The following is a 17438-nucleotide window of genomic DNA, read 5'->3' as shown; positions in this document are numbered from 1 at the left end:
GGTCGCCCGATGTTCACCTCGACGGCGTGCCGGGTTCACCGCGGGCTGGCACGATCGGCGACGCGAGCGCGCCGCCCCCTGCCCGGCGACGCCCGACCCACCACGACCGGAGGACCCCCACCTGTGATGCGCAAGGCCTACCACGACGAGCTCGACCGGATCGCCGAGAGCCTCGTGGACATGACCCACCTCGCGGCCTCGGCGATGACCCGGGCCACGACCGCCCTTCTCGACGCCGATGTCGCCCTCGCCGACTCCGTCATCACCGCCGACGCCGACATCGACGCCAAGCGCGAGCAGATCGACCTGCTGTCCTTCGACCTCCTCGCCCTCCAGCAGCCCGTCGCGACCGACCTGCGCGTCGTCGTGACGAGCATGCGGATGAGCAGCGACATCGAGCGGATGGGCGACCTCGCCCGCCACATCGCCAAGGTCGCCCGCCTGCGCTACCCCGACTCGGCCGTCCCCCCGGAGCTGCGCTCGACGTTCCGCGAGATGGGCCAGGTCGCCGAGCTCATCGTCGAGAAGTGCGGCTCGGTCATCGCCGACCGCAGCATCCAGGGCGCCCGCGAGATCGAGCGCGACGACGACGCGATGGACGACCTGCACCGCCACCTCTTCGAGAAGGTGACCGGCGGCGACTGGAAGCACGGCACGGAGGCGGCCGTCGACATCACGCTGCTCGGCCGGTACTACGAGCGGTTCGCCGACCACGCCGTCTCGGTCGCCGAGCGGGTCGTGTGGATCGTCACCGGCGAGTGGGGCCACGAGGCGAACGGCAGCCACGAGGACGCCGAGGACGGTTCCGGGGGCGACACCGCCCGCTGACCGGCCCGGCGGCTCCCGCCCCGCGCGACCTCAGAGGTACGCCGCGAGCCGTCCGAGCCCCTCGGCGCCGAGGATCTCCTCGGGCAGCAGCGGCACCTCTGTGACCGGCAGACCCGGCAGCGACTCCGCGAGCTGCGCCACGTAGCCCTCCTCGAGCCGCCGGCGGGCGGCGAGGAGGTCCCCGGCGTCGGCGGGCGAGCGCTTGTTGACGACGAGCGCCCCCACCTGCATGCCGGCGCGGGTCAGCTGCCCGTGCAGCTCGACCGACTCCAGGACGGGCAGCCGCTCGGCGGCCAGGACGATGACGAAGGCGCTGCGAGCGGGGTCCTGCAGCAGCCCCCGCAGGTCCGCGAAGCGCGCCCGTCGGCGGTCGAGGATCGCCCGGATCTCGGCGTCCCGTCGCCCCCGCCGGTCGCTCGGCCCGTCCCCCGGCCGCGGCGGGCTGCCGAGGACGTCGGCCGCCGCCCGCTCCCCCGCGTCCGGGGTCCGCCCGCCGGAGCCCCGGCGCTGCAGCCCCCGCAGGGCCGCGCCGAACCGGGCGGACCGGTCCTGTCGGCGCAGCAGCCCCTCGGTCCAGGCCTGCATGAGCTCCGGCAGCGCGACGAGCCGCGAGGTGTGCCCCGACGGCGCGGTGTCGACGACGACGAGCTGGTCGGGCTGACGGCGCTCGAGCACCTCGGCGATCCGCTCGAGGACGGCCGCCTCGTGGGTGCCCGGGGCGTCCCGGGCGAGCTCGAGGTGCCGTGCGACCTCGCCGTGCACCTGCTCGGGCATGAGCCGCTGCATCGTCTCGCGGACCGCCCGCAGATGCTCGTCGGTCGTGCGCGCCGGGTCGATCTCGAGCCCGGTGAGCAGCGGCGCGAGCTCGACGACGGAGTCCCCGACCGGCCGCCCCCAGAGGTGGCCGAGGTTGTGCGCGGGGTCGGTCGAGACGACGAGCACCCGTCGCCCCGTCCTGGCGAGGGCCAGCCCGAGCGCGGAGGCGACCGCGGTCTTCCCGACGCCGCCCTTGCCGCCGACGAAGACGACCTCCCGCCCGTCGGCGACCCCGTTCAGCACCGCCGGGCCCCGGTCAGCACGGTCGCGCCCGGGGTCAGCAGCACGAGAAGTGGTCCAACGGGCTGCGGTCCAGGCCCATCCGGCGGTGCCAGTCGTGCACCTGGTCGTAGACGACCGGCAGGAGCTCGACGGTGTAGTAGCTCGCCGGGTTGGGCACGCCGAGCGCCTCGGCCATGACGACGACCATGAAGAGGTCGTCCTCGTCCTGCCGGGCCCGGGCGAAGGTGCGCGCGTACGGCCCGGCGAGGACGTCGCCGAGCACGTCCGCGACGGCCCGCAGCCGGCCCGCGGTCCCCGTGCGCGTCGCGTCCCCGGTCATCGGAGGTCAGGCGTCGTCGCGCCGCGGGGGCCGGGGCCCGCCCGACGCGGCGACCTCGCGCTCGGCCGGCTCGTCCTCGTCGCCTCCACCCCGGCGGGCGGCGCGCATCGCCGAGACAGCCTCGACCATGACCCACAGCGAGGCGACGAGGATGACGAGGTCGAGGACGAGGAGCAGCCAGTTGCGCTCGGACCAGAACGTCCCGAGCTGGATGAAGAGGGCGTAGAGCGTCATGACGCCGACGAAGGCGAGCGGCACGAGCGCCGGCAGGGCGGTGCGTCCACGCCGCAGCAGCATGATCGCGACGATGGACAGGGTGAGCCCGGCGAGCAGCTGGTTCGTCGTGCCGAAGAGCGGCCAGATGAGCATCCCGCCCGAGCCGTCCGCCCCGGCCCCGAAGGTCAGCGCGAGCGCGACGCCCACCGCGACGAGCGTGGCGAGCCCCTTGTCGAGCCGGACCCCCGCGAGATCGCCGATCTCCTGGACGACGAACCGCTGGAGCCGCACGCCGGTGTCCATCGTCGTCGCCGCGAAGAGGATCGCCGTCGTCGCGAGGATGGTGGCCGACAGCGACTGCGGCAGGCCCAGCCCGCTCTCGACGATCGCACCGCCGCCGGAGACGAACGCGCCGACGCTGCCCTCGCCGAAGGCTGAGTAGACCTCCTCCCAGTCGGCGAGCGTCCGGAAGCCGGCGGTCGCCGCGATGATCGCGCCGAGCGCCAGGAGCCCCTCGCCGACCGCGCCGAAGTAGCCGACGAAGCGGGCGTCGGTCTCCTTCTCCAGCTGCTTGGAGCTCGTGCCCGAGCTCACCATGCCGTGGAAGCCGGAGATGGCACCGCACGCGATGGTGACGAAGAGGAGCGGGACGATCGAGGGGGTGCCCTCCGGGACGTTGCCGTTGACCGCGGGTGCGACGACCTCGGGGCGGGCGACGAGCACGGCGCCGTAGAGGATGCCGAGGGCGATGAAGAGCTGCAGCCCGTTGATGTAGTCCCGCGGCTGCAGGAGCACCCAGACGGGCAGCAGCGATGCCACGCCCGCGTACACGAAGAGCAGGACGATCCACACCGAGGTGTCCGGCAGCCCGGCGACCGTCTCGGGGAGGGCGAGCGGGACCTGGTCGCCGACCCAGATGAGGGAGTACAGCGCCACGACGCCGACGACCGAGACGAGCGGCAGCCGCCACCGGAACCGGTAGATCGCCTGACCGACCGCCAGCGCGACGACCAGGGCCCCCCACGTGGGGATCACGGCGGTGGGGGTGGAGACGAGCAGCCCCGCGATGACGACCGAGAAGGCCGCGTTGACCATGAGCAGCAGGAGGAAGATGACGACGAGGAAGAGGTTGCGCCCGCGGCCCCCGATGTAGCGGCCGGAGAGCGCCCCCATCGACTGGCCCTTGTTGCGCACCGACGCCCACAGCGCGCCGAGGTCGTGCATCCCCGCGAAGAAGACGGTGCCGATCGTCACCCAGAGGAAGGCCGGCAGCCAGCCCCAGATCACCGCGATGGCGGGACCGACGATCGGCGCGGCACCCGCGACCGAGGTGAAGTGGTGGCCCCAGAGGACGTACTTGTTCGTCGGGACGAAGTCGACCCCGTCCTCGAGCTCGTGCGCCGGGGTGGGCCGGGAGTCGTCGAGGGCGAAGATCCGGGTGGCGAGGAAGCGCGAGTACAGCGCGTACCCCGCGAGGATCATCAGCCCCCCGACGAGGGCGAGGCCGAGCGAGTTCATGGCGGTCTCCGTCGATCGCATGCCAGGGCATCGTCAACGTACCCGAGCCCACAGGCACCGGCCACCGCAGCGGACGCGGCCCAGGGGTGAGGATGGGGGCATGGCCCCCCGCCCGCTCGACGACGACGCCGCGGCGTTCGTCGACGCCTGCTGGCCGGACCTCGAGGCGGTGGCCCTCGTCGCCCTGCGGGACCCGGTCGCCGCGCGGCGGGTGACGACCGAGGCGTGCGCCGACGTCGTCCGGGACTGGACGAGCACCGGTGGCGCCCCCACCGCGGCCGCCCGGCGGGCGCTGCTCACGCGGCTGTCCCGACCGGCGCGCAGGGCGGAACGGTCGGGGACGCCGGACGGCGCGCCGACCTCCCTCCCCGCGGCCGCGCCGGGGGCCCCCGCGCCGCGCGATCCGTCGCCCGGGGGCCCGGCACCGGTCCCGCCCGGGGCGTCCTCTCCCCCGGCGGCGGAGGACATCGACGTCCGCGAGGCGCTGCGTGACGCCCTCGTAACCGAGCCACCCCTGGTCCGGGCCGGCCTCGTCGCGCTCGTCCGGTGGGACCTCGTCCCGGACGAGGTGTCCGACCTCGCGGCGTCCGGGTCCCTCAGCTCCGACGAACTGCGCGCCGGGGTGTCGCGGCTGCGGGCGGCCCGGCGGCGGGCGCTCGTCACCGACCCGGGCCCCACGGCGGGCGACCACGCGGACCCCCACGACACGCACCCTCACGACAGGCACCTCGACGACACCGGCCCCCACGACCCGTTCTCCGACCCCGCCCTGCGGGACGACGTCGAGCGGGTCCTCGACGACCTCACGGCCGACCGTCCGCCACCGGTCGACCCCGCGGCGCTCGTCGCCGCCCGACGCACCGGCGCGCGCCGACGCACGCTCGTCGTCGGCGGCGCCGCCGCGATCGGCCTCGCGGGCGTCGGCTGGGGCGTCGGACGAGGTGCCGTCGGGGACGACGCCACGGGCACCCCGTTCACCCAGGAGGCGCGGCCCGCGGACGGCGCCCCCGCCTGGGACTCCGCGACGACGTGGCCGGTCCGGGGCACGCTCGCGGGGGACGCCGCCGTCCAGGGGCTCGCGCGCACCGCCGGCCCGACGGCCCGGGTCGTCTACGCCGACGACGTCGAGGGGGCCCGGGTCGTCGTCGCGGCCCTGCCCGGTCCACGGCCGGGCATCACGTCCGTGCGGGTGTGGGCGGGGACCGTCGGCGCGCCCGCCGCGCAGCTGACGCCCATCCCGTACCGGAACGACCGGACCGAGACCGAGGACGTCCTGACGATCGGGGTCCCGCACCCCGTCGGCGCGGTCCTCCTCGTGCTGATCCGGCCGACGGAGCGGGCGGCCTACTTCTCGCCCGAGGTGCGGGTGAGCCGGGCCGGGTCCGTCGAGCGGGGGTTCCGCTCGGTGCTGCTCGAGGACGGGGTCGGCCACCTGCGCCGCGACGACCCGTGGGGGGTCGCGGCCCGCGTGCGGGTCGGCGAGCACGACGGACCCGTCCTCTTCCCCGAGGCCTGGGGTGACCTGCCGTCCGTCGTCGCGGCGTCGGGCCCGCGCACGCTCAGGGCGCTTGTCGCCTCCGCCACCGGGGTGCCCGAGAGCCGGCTCGAGGCGGACGTCCTCGTCGACTCCGTGACCGACGGCAGCGTCCTCGACCCGTTCGCCCTCTCGCCGCTCGGGGGCGACGGTCGGACCCGCGTCACGTCGGTGACGACCCCGTCCGGAGGCGTCGTGCGGACCGTTCACGTCGAGGACGACGGCCGGGCCGCCGGGCGGTCCCTCGACAGCGTGCCGCTCGCCCTGCCGGCGTGGGAGGCCCGCGCCCCGGTGGTCGTCCCGCTCGGCGACGTGCCCCCGCGCACCGGGCGCTTCCTCGTCGTCGTCCCCGGCGGCGGCGAGAGCTGCCAGCTCCTCGGGACGAACCCGGCGGCCTACCCCGTCTCGAAGGTCACCCCGATGCGCGAGGACACCGCCGTCGTCGAGGTCGTCAACGCCCGCGACGCCTCCGGCTTCCGGCTCGTCGTCACGGCCGCGGACGGGACCCGCACCTACGACGCCGTCCCACCGATCGGCCGTCCGCTCGTCGCCACCGGCCGCGAGGGTAGCGCGTTCGGTCGTCCACCGGCGGGCACCGGTGCCGGGTCCGGGACGCCCACGACCCGGGGGCCGGCCGGATGACGGGGGGACAGGACCGTTCCGGCGAGGAGGGGCCGACGGGAGGGAGCGGCCAGGACGGGACGGACGCCCGGAGCGACGGGCCGGGCGAGCTCACCCGCGTCCGTGGCGCCGAGCTGCTCGCCGCCGCGACCGTCGCCCTCCTCGACGTCGACCGGGCCCGAGAGCTCACCGCCGACGCCCTCCACGCCGTCACCCGCGACTGGTCCGCCCACGAGGCGACCCCGACCGCCGCCGCCCGGCGCGAGCTCCTGCGCCGCCTCACCCACGAGCGACGCGCCCCGGCGTCGACCACCGGCCCCGACACCGTCGACGCGCGGCTCCGCTCCGCCGCCGAAGACCCCGCCTCCGCCGTGCCGCACGCCCTGCTCGACGCCCTCGCCGACCAGCCCCCCGCCGTCCGAGCCGTCCTCGCCGCACCCCACCTCTGGCACCTCGACGACGACGAGCTCGCCCGGCTCCTCCCACCCGGACACCCCACCGACGACGACCTCGACACCGCCCGCACCCACCTCCTCACCGCCCACCGCACCGCCCGCGCCGACGACGGGCTCGCACCCGCCGACGACCTGCTCCCCCACGACCTCGACCATCTCCTCCAGCGTCTGGCAACCGAGGCCGACCCGGCCCACCTCCCCGACCTCGTCCACGCCCGCACCCGACGCCGCCGCCGCCGGGCCCTCACCGCCACCGTCACGGTCACGGCCGCCCTCGCCGCCGCGGCCCTCGGCGCAGCCGGCGTGCTCGGGCCGGACGCTCCTGCCGCGGACGAGGCTGCGACCCCGGTCGGGACGCTGCCCGCGTCGGCGCCGGAGTGGGAGTCGCTCGGGGGCTGGCCGATCCGCGGGGACGCGGCGAGCGACCCCGCGATCCGGGGCCTCGTCGCGGTCGGGGCCGCCGAGTCCAGGCCGGTGTTCGCCGGGGACGTCGGTGACCTGCGGGTCGTCGTCGCCGTCCGTGCCCCCGTGGGCTTCGCCGACGGGTCGGTCGTCTCGGCGTGGGTGGGCCCCGCCGGGGCCCCGGCCGACCGCCTCACCGCCGTCTCCTACGAGTCGGGCTTCGCCGTCGCGGGAGAGGAGGTCCTCGCCGTCGGGCTGCCCGTGACCCGGGACGACGGGAGGCTGCTCGTCCTGGCCCGACCGGACCTCCCCGAGGTGCAGGTGACGGGCACGGTGACCCCCACCCCGGAGGGCGACGTCGTGCGGGACGCGCAGGCGGTCCCCCTCGAGGGCGGCGTGGGCTTGGCGTCGGTGGGCGACGGGCTCCCCGTGACGTCCCGGGTGCTCGTCGACGACGCCCTCGTCACCCGTCCGGTGCTGCCGCGCTCCTGGGTCCCGGACCTCGGTGGCCCCGGACCCGACCCCCAGGAGTCCGCCCCGACCGCCGACTACGGCTGGACGCTGCCGTACGTCGAGGCGGCCACCGGCATCCCGCAGGACGACCTCGACGTCCGGGCGCTCGTCGACACCCGGCGGCGCGAGACCGCGTTCGACCCGGCCGGGACGAGGGCGCCGTACCGGGTACGGCTGGCCGCGGTCACGACACCGGACGGGGGCGTGCTGCGCCTGCTCGAGGTGCGTGGCGTCGACCCCGACGTCGTCCGCCTCCTCACCTCACCCGAGGTCGTCCCGGCCGACCGGGCGGCGGAGCCGTTCGTCCTGTGGTTCGACCCGCCCGGCCGCGACGACCGCTACCTCGTCCTCACCCCGGACACCCCGGACGGCCGGGTCCGCATCACGTGGACCGCGCCCGAGGACGCCGACCTGCCCCCGGTCGAGGGCGTCGTCCGGGACGGCGTCGCGGTGCTGCCGATGGCGTCGGAGGGTCGCTCCGTCGACCCGGAGTCGGTGCTGCTCGAGGTGCGTGGCCCGGACGGCGAGCTCGTCCACGACGGCCCCCCGCTGCGGGGGACCTCGCTCGACGAGGGATGACCGGCGGCGTCGGGGTCGGTGGTGGCGGCCCTCAGCGCCCCTGGTTGGCGACCGCCGCGGCGGCCTCGGCGGCGGCGTCGGGGTCGAGGTACTCGCCCGGCCCGGTCGGCATGAGGTCGTCCCCGAGCCGGTAGACGAGCGGCATGCCCGTCGGGATGTTCAGGCCGGCGATCTCGTCGTCGCCGATCCCGTCGAGGTGCTTGACGAGCGCCCGCAGGCTGTTGCCGTGCGCGGTGACGAGGACGGTGTGGCCGGCGCGCAGGTCGTCGGCGAGCTCGCCCTCCCAGTACGGCATGAGGCGCGGGATGACGTCGGCGAGGCACTCCGTGGCGGGGACGTCGATGCCGGCGTACCGCGGGTCGCCCGCCTGGTCGAACTCGCTGCCGGGCTCGATCGGCGGCGGCGGGGTGTCGAAGCTGCGGCGCCACAGCATGAACTGCTCCTCGCCGTACTTCTCCCGAGTGGCGGCCTTGTCCAGGCCCTGGAGGGCGCCGTAGTGGCGCTCGTTGAGCCGCCAGCTGCGACGGACGGGGATCCAGTGCCGGTCGCAGGCGTCGAGGGCGAGGTTCGCCGTCGTGATGGCGCGGCGCAGGACCGAGGTGTGCAGGACGTCGGGCAGCAGCCCGGCCTCCTGGAGGAGGCGTCCGCCGCGGCGGGCCTCCTCCCGGCCCTTCTCGGTGAGGTCGACGTCGACCCAGCCGGTGAAGAGGTTCTTCTGGTTCCAGTCGGACTCGCCGTGGCGGAGCAGGACGAGGGTGTGTTCCGTCATGTCGCCACCCTAGCGACGCCGTGCACCGGACCGGCCGCCCCTTCCACCCAGCGGCCCACCGTGCGAGGTCGCTGGGTCGGCGCGAGGTCGCACCGAGCGGGCGTCAGTCGGCGCGCGGCGGGTCGCCCTCGCGCTCGAGGATGTGCCGGAACGCCTCGAGGTTGCGCAAACTCTCGCCCCGGTCGACCCGCCAGGCCCACTCGGTGCGCATCGAGGAGAGGAACCCGAGGACGAGGAGCTCGTTGAACGGCTCGTCGCAGGCGGTGAGGACGACGCCGAGCAGCCGGTCGACGACGTCGGCGTCGACGCCCGCCGCGGGCACCCGACCCGTGAGGTAGACGTCCCCGGAGGCGTCGATGGCGTAGGCGAGCCCCGGCAGCCGCAGGTTGCGCTGCAGGAGGAACCGGTAGACGTCGGCGTGGTTCTCGTCGGGGTTGCGCACGACGAACGCGGACACCGACAGCGCGTCCTCGCCGCAGACGAGCGAGACGACCGTTCGCAGCTTCTTCTCGCCGGGCAGGGTGGCGACGACCTCCTCGACCCGGGAGCCGGGCTCGTGGTCGACCCCCGCCTCGTCGAGGGCGTCCCGGACGACGTCGAGGAGGGCGTTCGGGGTCCCGGCGAGCGGTGCGGGCGCGGCGGGCGTCCCCGGGTCGTCGTCCTGCCAGGCGTCGGAGGTCACGGGATCACCGCCCAGGGGATGCCGGAGAGCCGCTCGGCGTCGTGGATGGAGACGTCCTTCGGCCGGTCGGTCGCGGCCCGGTAGACCTCGAGCAGCCGGTCCGCCGTGCGGTCCCAGCCGAAGCCGCGCGCGTGCTCGACCGCGCGCGCCGACAGGCTCGCCCGCAGGTCGGCGTCCGTGACGACCCGGCCGAGCGCGTCGGCCCAGGGTCCGGTCCCGTGCCCGTCGACGAGCAGCCCCGCGTCCCCGACGGCGGTCGGCAGCCCCCCGACGTCGGCGGCGACGACGGGGGTCCCGCACGCCTGGGCCTCGACGGCGACGAGGCCGAAGGACTCGCTGTGCGAGGGGACGGCGACGACGTCGGCGGCGCGGTACCAGTCGGCGAGCGTCGCCCGGTCGACCGGCGGGACGACCCGCAGGGCGTCGCCGATGCCGAGGGACTCCGCGAGGGCGTCGAGCCCCATCGGGGTGCGCACGCCGGCCCCGCTCGCGCCCCCAAGGACGCCGACGACGAGCCGGTCCCGCAGCGACGGGTCGCGGCGGACGAGCTCGGCGGCCGCCCGGATGAGGACGTCGGGTGCCTTGAGCGGTTGGATCCGGCCGACGAAGAGCAGCAGCACGGCGTCCTCGCCCAGCGCGAGACGCCGGCGCGCGGCGCGACCGTCGCCCGGGGTGAAGACCTCGAGGTCGACGCCCGGCTCCGCGACGGCGACACGCTCGGGGTCGGCGCCGTAGAGGTCGACGAGCTCGCGGGCCTCCCGCTCGGTGTTCGCGACGAGCCGGTCCGCGGCCTCGACGACCTGGGCCTCGCCGATCTCCCGACCGCGCGGCTCCGGCTCGTCGCCCGCCGCGAGGTGGAGGTTCTTCACCCGCGCCATCGTGTGCATCGTGTGCACGAGCGGGACGTTCCAGCGGTCCGCGGCGAGCCAGCCGACCTGGCCCGAGAGCCAGTAGTGCGAGTGGACGAGGTCGTAGTACCCGCGCGGGGCGTGCGCCGCGACGCGCATCATCCCGGCGGCGAAGGCGCACAGCTGGCCCGGCAGCTCCTCCTTCGACAGGCCCTCGTACGGCCCGGCGGCGACGTGCCGCACGACGATCCCCGGCTCGACGTCGACGACGTCCGGCTGGGAGGCGCTCGTCGTGCGGGTGAAGAGGTCGACGGCGGTCCCCGCCCGCGCGAGGCGGCGGGCGACCTCGAGGACGTAGACGTTCATCCCGCCCGCGTCGCCGGTGCCCGGACGGTCGAGCGGCGAGGTGTGCACCGACACCATCGCCACGCGGCCGGGCGCGGCGGAGCGGTCGGGCAGGGGCATGCTCACGAGTCTGACACGGGCTGCCGGGGCGTGTCGGTGACGGTGACGACCGCGCGCGGGGACCACACGTGGAGCGCGATCCGCCCGTCCTGGCGCAGGTCGACCGCCCGCGGGACGCTGACGGGCCCGATCGAGACGTCGGTGCCGAGGATCCACGTGAACGCGGGCTGCTGGACGACGGTCGGGTCGACCCAGTAGGCCCGGCTCTTGAGGTTGCGCTCGGGCAGCGCCGGCGCGATGCCGGTCGTCGCCGGGCGCCAGTCCAGGCTCAGCGCGACCGCGTCCGCGCCGCGCACCCGCACGTCCATCCGGATCCGGCCGGCGAGCGGCTCGAAGCTGATCCGCAGCGGCAGCGCCTCCCCCGGCCCCGACACGACCCCGCTGTAGGTCACGGCGTCCCCGTCCCGGGTCACCGCGTCGATGCTCACGTCGACCAGGGCCGAGGTGATCCGCTCGCTCGGGTGCCCCTCGTGCTCGACCAACCCGCCCTTCATCGCGACGACCGGAGCGCCGCGCGTCACGGTGTCGGCGAGGACGGTCGTCCCGCGGGAGAGCCGGAAGCCCCGCTCGTAGAGGCCGACGGTGAGTCCCGCCCCGAGCGACTGCACCCCTCGGGCGTTCTGCGCGACCGACAGCAGACCGGGCTGGACGTCGGTGATGCCCACGTCCCGCGCCAGGACCCGCGGGACCCACGACGTGAGACCGAGGACGAGGGCGGCGACGAGGGAGAGCACGAAGGAGACCATCGAGAGGCTGGTCCTCCCCTCGCGTCCCTGCCTCCGAAGCCGCTCCAGCACCCGGTCAGCGTAAGTCCGCAGGCTGGGAGCCCGTCGGCCCCGTCTAGCCTGGGGCCGTGAGCGGCCGCGGACCCGAGGGGGTCGTCACCCGGGGGACGACCAACCCGAACCGGCTGCGCCGCTGCGACCGCTGGCTCGCCGGACCGCAGGCGTGGCGGCTGCGCCGGGCGGGCCCCTCCCCCGTCGTCGTCGACCTCGGCTACGGCGCGACGCCGGTCACCGCCGTCGAGCTCGCCGAGCGCCTACGGCGGGTCCGGACCGACGTGCAGGTGGTCGGGGTCGAGATCGACCGGGCCCGGGTGGCGGCGGCCCGGCCCCTGGAACGGCCGGGCCTGCGCTTCGCCCACGGCGGGTTCGAGGTGCCGCTGCCCGGCGACGCCCGACCCGTCCTCGTCCGGGCGTTCAACGTCCTGCGGCAGTACGACGAGTCGGCCGTCGCGGCGGCGTGGGCGACGACGACGGCCCGGCTCGCGCCGGACGGGCTGCTCGTCGACGGCACGTGCGACGAGCTCGGCCGACTCGCCGCGTGGGTGGCCGTCACGCGGGACGGTCCGCACAGCCTGAGCCTCGGGTGGCGGCTGCGGGGCCTGGAGCGACCGGGCGTGGTCGCGGAGCGGCTGCCGAAGGTGCTCATCCACCGCAACGTCCCCGGCGAGCGGGTCCACGCGCTGCTCGGGGCCCTCGACGCGGCGTGGGAGCGCCGGGCCGCGCTCGCGTCCTACGGGGTGCGGCAGCGGTTCGTCGCGGCGGCGGCCGCGCTGCGGGACGACGGGTGGCCGGTGCGGGACGGTCCGGCGCGGTGGCGGCTGGGCGAGCTCACCGTCGACTGGTCGGCCGTGGCGCCGAGGAGGTGACCCGCCGTGGACCCGGAGCGCGGTGGGCGTGACGCACCGTGGGCGTGACGCGAGGTGGGCCCGCGGCGCCACGGGACGGGCGAGCGAGCGTCACCAGGCGCCGTAGGGCCCCTGGGTGCTTCCGCCGCCGCGCCCCATCACCTGGTCGAGCGCGGGCTTGACGTCGGCGAGGTACACCCCGGCGGCGATGACCGCGATGATCCCGATGATGCCCAGGCTGTTCGGGCTGCCGAGGACGACGAAGCCGAAGACGGCCGCGACGCCGGTGACGAGCAGCCAGAAGTTCTTCGTCCGCTTGCCGGCCGCCGTGAACGCGTCCGGGCGCCGACGCACGCAGTCGACGAGCGCGTAGAGCTCGACGGCGAACGCGGCGACGGACAGCACGACGGTGACCCAGTACTGCGCACCGGAGAGGAGGCCCATGAGGCAAGCCTAAGCGGTCCGCCGCCCGGCGACGCTCGGCGGCACCGGGTCTCAGACATCGAGGACGATCGTCACGGGGCCGTCGTTCACCAGCTCGACGTCCATGTGAGCCCCGAACACCCCGGTCGTCACGGTGAGCCCGCGGGCCCGCAGGTCGGCGACGACGGCGTCCAGCACCGGCTCGGCGACGGTCCCGGGCGCCGCGGCGTTCCACGACGGCCGGCGGCCCTTGCGGGTGTCCGCGTACAGGGTGAACTGGCTGACGACGAGCACGGGGGCGCCGACGTCGGACGCCGACCGCTCCCCGTCGAGGATCCGCAGGTCGGCGATCTTGCGGGCGGTCGTCGCGACCTGCTCCGGTCCGTCGTCGTGCGTCACGCCGACGAGGGCGACGAGACCCGGGCCGTCGAAGCCGCCGACGACCTCGCCGTCGACGGTGACCGACGCCCGGGAGGCACGCTGCAGCACGGTCCTCACGCGGGGCCGTCCTCGATCCCGACGGCGACGACCGACCCGACGGGCTCGCCGTGGCCGAGCACCGGCGCGTCCTCGAGCCGTCCGTAGGCCTCGGACGCGACCCCGAGCCGGCGCAGCACGGCGGCGAGGACGACCGGTCGGGCCCGGGCGGCCCCGTCGACGACCTTGAGGGCCACGCCGCGGCCGTCCGGCAGCCCGACGGCGTACACCGACTCGGCGCCGTCCTTGGCGACGACGCCGGGGGTCCCGCGCATCAGTGCGGTGACGTCCCGCCGGGTGCCGCCGACGAGCTCGGGGTGGGCCCGCATCGCGGCGGCGACCCGGCCCTGCGGGGTGTCGGCGTCCGCGGTCGCGATCCGCGCGAAGGCCCGGGCGACGCCCGCGAGGGAGAGAGCCATGACGGGGGCGCCGCACCCGTCGACGGCCGTGGCGGCGACGGGCTCCCCGGCGAGGTCGGCGAGGGTGTCGGCCATCTCCTGCTGGAGCGGGTGGCCGGGGTCGAGGTACGTCGCCAGGTCCCAGCCGACGGCCCGACAGGTCGCGAGCATCGCCGCGTGCTTGCCCGAGCAGTTCTGCGCGAGGGGCCGGGCGACGTGCCCGGCGGCGACCCACGCGTCGCGCTCCTGCTCGTCGTACGGCAGGTCCGGGGTGTTGCGCAGGTCGGACTCGGCGAGGCCGACCGCGGCGAGCATCGCGCGGACGCCGTCGAGGTGGAACGGCTCGGCGCTGTGGCTGGCGCAGGCGAGCGCCAGGTGCTCCGGGGGTAGGTCGAGCCCGGCGCGCAGCATGGCGACGGCCTGCATCGGCTTGTTCGACGAGCGGGGGAACACGGGGTCGTGCGGGTCCCCCCAGGCCTCGAGGACCGTGCCGTCGGGGGCGGTGACGGCGACGCTCGCACGGTGGGCGGACTCGACGACCCCGCCGCGGACGACGTGGGCGAGGACGGGGGCGTCGGCCAGGGCGGAAGGGGTGGAGAGCGGCACGGCCCAGACCCTAGCCGCGCCGCCCCGGACGCACCGCACCCCGGTCGCGTGCCGGGTGGGGCCGGGCGACCGGGGTGCGGCGGGCGTCTCGTGGGTGACCCGGGACGCCGGGGACGGACGGGGTCAGGAACCGACCTTCTCGCTCGCCTTCTCGGCGGTCTTCGGGGCGGTCTTGGCCGTCTTCCTCGCGGACGTGCCGGCGCGCTTGGTCGCCGACGTCGTCTTCTTCGTCGCCTTCTTCGTCGTCGTCGTCGTGCGCTTGGCGGCGCTGCGGGTGCGCTTGGCCGACGCGGCGACCTCGGTCTGGGCGGTCGCGGCCTCCTGGGCGGCGGACTCGGTGAGGACGTTCGCCACCTTGACGGCCTCCTTGCGGCCGGTCGTCAGCGTGGCCTTGGCCGAGCGCTCGATCTCGGAGGCGGCGTTCCGGGCCGTCGTCACGGCGCCCTTGGCCTGGGCGACGGTGGTCTCGGCCTGGGCGACGAGATCCTTCGTCGACTGCTGGGTCCGCACGCGGGTCATGACGTCCTTGCCGCGGGTCGCGAGGCCGTCGTAGTGCTCGGCGACCTTGCCGGAGGCGACCATGCCCTGGTTGATGGCGAGGGCCGGCATCTCCTTGAGCTGCTCGGCGAACGCGGTGGCGCGGGCCTGGACGGCGGCCGGCGCGAGGTCGGTCCGGGCGGCCTCGGCGCGCTTGGTGAGGTCGTCTCGGGTCTCGCGGACCTTGGCGACGGCGAGGTCGGTGACGCCGGCGAGGGCGTAGAGGGGGGTGGTGTCGATGGTCTTGCGGAGGTCGTCGATGACGGCCATGGCGGTCTCCTTCGGGGGTGACGGGAGGGGTGTGGTTCGTGGGCCGGGCGGCGGCGCTGCCGTCAGGCCACCTCGACGTAGGACTCGTAGATGTCGAGGAGGGTCTTCTTCTGGCGTGCCGTGAGGACGGGGTCCTCGGCGATGGCCCGGCGGACGTCGGGGACGCCGGAGTCGCTGCTGACCGCACCGGCGTCGAGGAAGCCGGCCCGGACGTAGAGCGACTCCGCCGAGACCTCGAGGCCCTTCGCGAGCTGCTGGAGGATCTCTGCGCTCGGGCGCTTGAGCCCGCGCTCGATCTGCGACAGGTAGGGGTTGGACACCCCGGCGAGCTCGGACAGCTGACGGAGCGAGAGCTTGGCGGCCGTGCGCTGCTCGCGCACGTAGTCGCCGAGGCTCTCGCCCAGGTCGTTCAGCGGGTTCCGGCTCATGCCCCCAGTATGCTTGCTCCAGTTAGCATGATGCAAACTGGAGCAAGCGTGACGGTGACCACACGGTGTCCTCCGGGTGCCGGCGGGGCGCCCGGCACCGGTCACACGTTGCTGGGCTCCCGCCGCCGCAGCGAGATGTCCGCACACTCGACGCACGCGTCGTCACCGACGACACCGAGACGGATGAGGTGCCCGTAGGCCCAGCAGCCGGCGCAGAAGCCGAGCCCGGCCTCGAGCGCGGCGAAGACGAGGAGCACCGCGAGCAGCACGGTCGCGACGACCGGCGCACCGAGCGCCCAGGCCACCGACGCCCCCGCCGTGACGGCGAGGCCGACCCCCTGGGCGAACCGCTTCGGCGAGCCCGACACCATCCGCGGCTCCCCGAGCCGCGGCGCGACGACCTGCGCCGCGAGGCGGCCGAGCGGGCTGAACCGGGGGCCGGCAGCCACTCGCAGGGCGAAGCCGACGGCGAGGACGAGGCTCATCCACAGCCACCCCGTGGCGAGCGTGAGCGCGGTGAGCACCACGACACCCGCGGCCACGGTGCGGGCCGCCTTCTCGTTGACGGCCGAGGGGAAGTGCAGCAGTGAGGTCACGCGCTCCATAACCACCGATGATGCGTCCCTGTTCCCCGCGTGATGGACCCTGTCCACCCGGTGGACCGTCCCCAGCGGCGCGAGGAGCGGTGCGGGCCGCGGCCGTACTCGAGGCCGGGGGCGCCGCGGACCGTCGACGCCCGCGCCCGAGTCGCGGGCACGGCCCGGACACCGGTCGGGTGGGGGCGGGCAGCCGGCGTCATCACGCGCAGCCGGAGCCACCGAGCGACCCACCTGGAAAGGGTGGCGCCGCGAGACCCTCCACGCGTGGACGAGACCCTCCACGCGCGGAGGGTTTCGCACCACCCCTACACCCCGGCGGCGCGAGTCCGCCGGCCTGCGCCCCGGGAAACACCGGCCCCTCGCCGCCGGGTCGGTGTCAGCGGCGCCGACGGTCCCGGACGCCGAGCATCATCCGCGCCTCGGCCGTCGACAGCGGCGGACGCTGCAGGAGCGTCGCGACCTCGGCCGCGCGGGCGACGAGCTCGTCGTTGTGCCGCACCGGGACGCCCCGGGAGAGGACGACGTTGTCCTCCATCCCGACCCGCAGGTGACCACCCGCCGACAGGGCGGCCGCCATGACCGGCAGGTGCCCGCGCCCGATGCCGGTCGCCGACCACGACGTCACCTCCGGGGGGAGCATCACGACCCCGGCGAGCAGTGCCTGGGGACTCGCGGGCATCCCGCCGGGTACGCCGGCGACGAAGTCGACGTGGACCCGACCGCCGAACGGCAGGCCGTGGGTGTCGAGCAGCCGGCGCAGGGCGTGGACGTGCCCGAGGTCGAAGAGCTCGAACTCCGGGACGACCTCGCGCTCCCGGGCGAGGAGGTAGAGCTCGGACATGAACGGCCACGGGTTGAGGAAGACGTCGTCGCCGAAGTTCGTCGTCCCGCACGTGAGCGAGCACGAGTCCGGCTCGGCGCCGAGGACGGTGAGCCGCTGCTCGAGGGGGTCGTGGACCGAGCCGCCCGTCGACAGCTGGACGACGAGGTCGGTCGCCTCGCGGACGGCGTCCACCGTCTCGCGCAGGCGGCGGCCGTCGAGAGTGGGGGCGTGCTCGGCGTCGCGGACGTGGAGGTGGATCATCGAGGCGCCGGCGGCCTCGCAGCGCCGCGCGGTGTCGACGACCTCCTCGAGCGTCGTCGGCAGCTGCGGGACGTCCGCCTTCGCGTGCTCGGCCCCCGTGGGCGCGACCGTGATGAGGGTGCCGGAGGAGCCGGCCGGCGTCGTCGTCATGCCGCCATCATGGCAGCCGGCACCCGCG

General features: G+C 75.7%; 18 protein-coding genes. 4 read left to right on the top strand and 14 right to left on the bottom strand.

All coding sequences use genetic code 11. The features are described 5' to 3' along the window. The first annotated feature begins 126 nt into the window (after window positions 1–126). The gene (gene phoU / locus KC207_RS01275) at window positions 127–828 is read left to right on the top strand and encodes a phosphate signaling complex protein PhoU (protein WP_211601078.1); all 702 of its coding nucleotides are present in this window, start codon (window positions 127–129) and stop codon (window positions 826–828) included. A gap of 30 nt (window positions 829–858) precedes the next feature. Here the strand turns inward: phoU and KC207_RS01270 are convergent, their stop codons facing one another. Genes KC207_RS01270 through KC207_RS01260 form a run of 3 tightly spaced genes read right to left on the bottom strand, consistent with a single transcriptional unit; the run spans window position 859 to window position 3940 of the window. Then, entirely contained in the window at window positions 859–1887 is a 1029-nt protein-coding gene (locus KC207_RS01270) for an ArsA family ATPase (protein ID WP_211601077.1), read from the bottom strand. A 34-nt stretch (window positions 1888–1921) separates the two neighbouring features. Further along, window positions 1922–2206, bottom strand: a complete 285-nt coding sequence (locus KC207_RS01265) for a cory-CC-star protein (protein ID WP_211601076.1) — start codon at window positions 2204–2206, stop codon at window positions 1922–1924. Window positions 2207–2212: 6 nt separating this feature from the next. Beyond that, on the bottom strand, window positions 2213–3940 hold the full coding sequence (locus KC207_RS01260) for a carbon starvation CstA family protein (RefSeq protein WP_211601176.1): 1728 nt from the start codon (window positions 3938–3940) through the stop codon (window positions 2213–2215). 100 nt (window positions 3941–4040) lie between these two features. On the opposite strand from KC207_RS01260, the gene KC207_RS01255 reads away from it, so the two are divergent. Together KC207_RS01255 and KC207_RS01250 are read left to right on the top strand one after the other, a co-directional pair. Further along, a complete protein-coding gene (locus KC207_RS01255) occupies window positions 4041–6116 on the top strand; it encodes a hypothetical protein (protein ID WP_211601075.1) in 2076 nt (691 codons plus the stop codon). After that, on the top strand, window positions 6113–8044 hold the full coding sequence (locus KC207_RS01250; RefSeq protein ID WP_211601074.1) for a hypothetical protein: 1932 nt from the start codon (window positions 6113–6115) through the stop codon (window positions 8042–8044). Before KC207_RS01255 ends, KC207_RS01250 begins: the two co-directional genes overlap by 4 nt. A gap of 31 nt (window positions 8045–8075) precedes the next feature. On the opposite strand, the gene KC207_RS01245 is transcribed toward KC207_RS01250, so the two are convergent. From KC207_RS01245 to KC207_RS01230, 4 genes are all read right to left on the bottom strand, one after another. Next, on the bottom strand, window positions 8076–8813 hold the full coding sequence (locus KC207_RS01245) for a phosphoglyceromutase (protein WP_211601073.1): 738 nt from the start codon (window positions 8811–8813) through the stop codon (window positions 8076–8078). Between the two features lie 103 nt (window positions 8814–8916). Further along, window positions 8917–9495, bottom strand: coding sequence for a type III secretion system chaperone family protein (locus KC207_RS01240; RefSeq protein ID WP_211601072.1), 579 nt, complete (start codon window positions 9493–9495; stop codon window positions 8917–8919). Then, the gene (mshA, locus tag KC207_RS01235; protein ID WP_211601071.1) at window positions 9492–10808 is read right to left on the bottom strand and encodes a D-inositol-3-phosphate glycosyltransferase; all 1317 of its coding nucleotides are present in this window, start codon (window positions 10806–10808) and stop codon (window positions 9492–9494) included. Before mshA ends, KC207_RS01240 begins: the two co-directional genes overlap by 4 nt. Window positions 10809–10810: 2 nt before the next feature. Then, a complete protein-coding gene (locus KC207_RS01230) occupies window positions 10811–11605 on the bottom strand; it encodes a hypothetical protein (protein WP_211601070.1) in 795 nt (264 codons plus the stop codon). 56 nt (window positions 11606–11661) lie between these two features. Between KC207_RS01230 and KC207_RS01225 the strand changes: the two genes are divergently transcribed. Then, window positions 11662–12459 carry a class I SAM-dependent methyltransferase gene (locus tag KC207_RS01225; RefSeq protein ID WP_211601069.1) on the top strand — a complete coding sequence of 266 codons (798 nt, stop codon included), beginning with the start codon at window positions 11662–11664 and terminating at the stop codon, window positions 12457–12459. Window positions 12460–12549: 90 nt separating this feature from the next. On the opposite strand, the gene KC207_RS01220 is transcribed toward KC207_RS01225, so the two are convergent. From KC207_RS01220 to KC207_RS01190, 7 genes are all read right to left on the bottom strand, one after another. Further along, entirely contained in the window at window positions 12550–12882 is a 333-nt protein-coding gene (locus KC207_RS01220; RefSeq protein ID WP_211601068.1) for a DUF2516 family protein, read from the bottom strand. A gap of 51 nt (window positions 12883–12933) precedes the next feature. Further along, window positions 12934–13359 carry a D-aminoacyl-tRNA deacylase gene (dtd, locus tag KC207_RS01215; protein WP_211601067.1) on the bottom strand — a complete coding sequence of 142 codons (426 nt, stop codon included), beginning with the start codon at window positions 13357–13359 and terminating at the stop codon, window positions 12934–12936. After that, window positions 13356–14342, bottom strand: coding sequence for an asparaginase (locus tag KC207_RS01210; protein ID WP_211601066.1), 987 nt, complete (start codon window positions 14340–14342; stop codon window positions 13356–13358). Before KC207_RS01210 ends, dtd begins: the two co-directional genes overlap by 4 nt. A gap of 123 nt (window positions 14343–14465) precedes the next feature. After that, complete coding sequence (locus tag KC207_RS01205) at window positions 14466–15149, bottom strand: hypothetical protein (RefSeq protein WP_211601065.1); 684 nt, start codon at window positions 15147–15149, stop codon at window positions 14466–14468. 62 nt (window positions 15150–15211) lie between these two features. Further along, window positions 15212–15577, bottom strand: a complete 366-nt coding sequence (locus KC207_RS01200) for a helix-turn-helix domain-containing protein (protein ID WP_211601064.1) — start codon at window positions 15575–15577, stop codon at window positions 15212–15214. A 101-nt stretch (window positions 15578–15678) separates the two neighbouring features. Next, on the bottom strand, window positions 15679–16182 hold the full coding sequence (locus KC207_RS01195; RefSeq protein WP_211601063.1) for a DUF4395 domain-containing protein: 504 nt from the start codon (window positions 16180–16182) through the stop codon (window positions 15679–15681). Between the two features lie 370 nt (window positions 16183–16552). Continuing rightward, on the bottom strand, window positions 16553–17410 hold the full coding sequence (locus tag KC207_RS01190; protein WP_211601062.1) for a beta-keto acid cleavage family enzyme: 858 nt from the start codon (window positions 17408–17410) through the stop codon (window positions 16553–16555). Window positions 17411–17438: the final 28 nt, after the last annotated feature.

The organism is Phycicoccus avicenniae, from assembly GCF_018139485.1.
In the GTDB taxonomy this organism is placed as follows: domain Bacteria; phylum Actinomycetota; class Actinomycetes; order Actinomycetales; family Dermatophilaceae; genus Phycicoccus; species Phycicoccus avicenniae.
This window is presented reverse-complemented; position numbering and strand designations above follow the sequence as displayed.

Excerpts from the sequence above, each read along its gene's own strand:
- phoU (WP_211601078.1), top strand. The coding sequence starts at position 127 with ATGCGCAAGGCCTACCACGACGAGCTCGACCGGATCGCCGAGAGCCTC.
- KC207_RS01265 (WP_211601076.1), bottom strand. The coding sequence starts at position 2,206 with ATGACCGGGGACGCGACGCGCACGGGGACCGCGGGCCGGCTGCGGGCC.
- KC207_RS01260 (WP_211601176.1), bottom strand. The coding sequence starts at position 3,940 with ATGAACTCGCTCGGCCTCGCCCTCGTCGGGGGGCTGATGATCCTCGCG.
- KC207_RS01255 (WP_211601075.1), top strand. The coding sequence starts at position 4,041 with ATGGCCCCCCGCCCGCTCGACGACGACGCCGCGGCGTTCGTCGACGCC.
- KC207_RS01250 (WP_211601074.1), top strand. The coding sequence starts at position 6,113 with ATGACGGGGGGACAGGACCGTTCCGGCGAGGAGGGGCCGACGGGAGGG.
- KC207_RS01245 (WP_211601073.1), bottom strand. The coding sequence starts at position 8,813 with ATGACGGAACACACCCTCGTCCTGCTCCGCCACGGCGAGTCCGACTGG.
- mshA (WP_211601071.1), bottom strand. The coding sequence starts at position 10,808 with ATGCCCCTGCCCGACCGCTCCGCCGCGCCCGGCCGCGTGGCGATGGTG.
- KC207_RS01220 (WP_211601068.1), bottom strand. The coding sequence starts at position 12,882 with ATGGGCCTCCTCTCCGGTGCGCAGTACTGGGTCACCGTCGTGCTGTCC.
- KC207_RS01205 (WP_211601065.1), bottom strand. The coding sequence starts at position 15,149 with ATGGCCGTCATCGACGACCTCCGCAAGACCATCGACACCACCCCCCTC.
- KC207_RS01200 (WP_211601064.1), bottom strand. The coding sequence starts at position 15,577 with ATGAGCCGGAACCCGCTGAACGACCTGGGCGAGAGCCTCGGCGACTAC.
- KC207_RS01195 (WP_211601063.1), bottom strand. The coding sequence starts at position 16,182 with ATGGAGCGCGTGACCTCACTGCTGCACTTCCCCTCGGCCGTCAACGAG.
- KC207_RS01190 (WP_211601062.1), bottom strand. The coding sequence starts at position 17,410 with ATGACGACGACGCCGGCCGGCTCCTCCGGCACCCTCATCACGGTCGCG.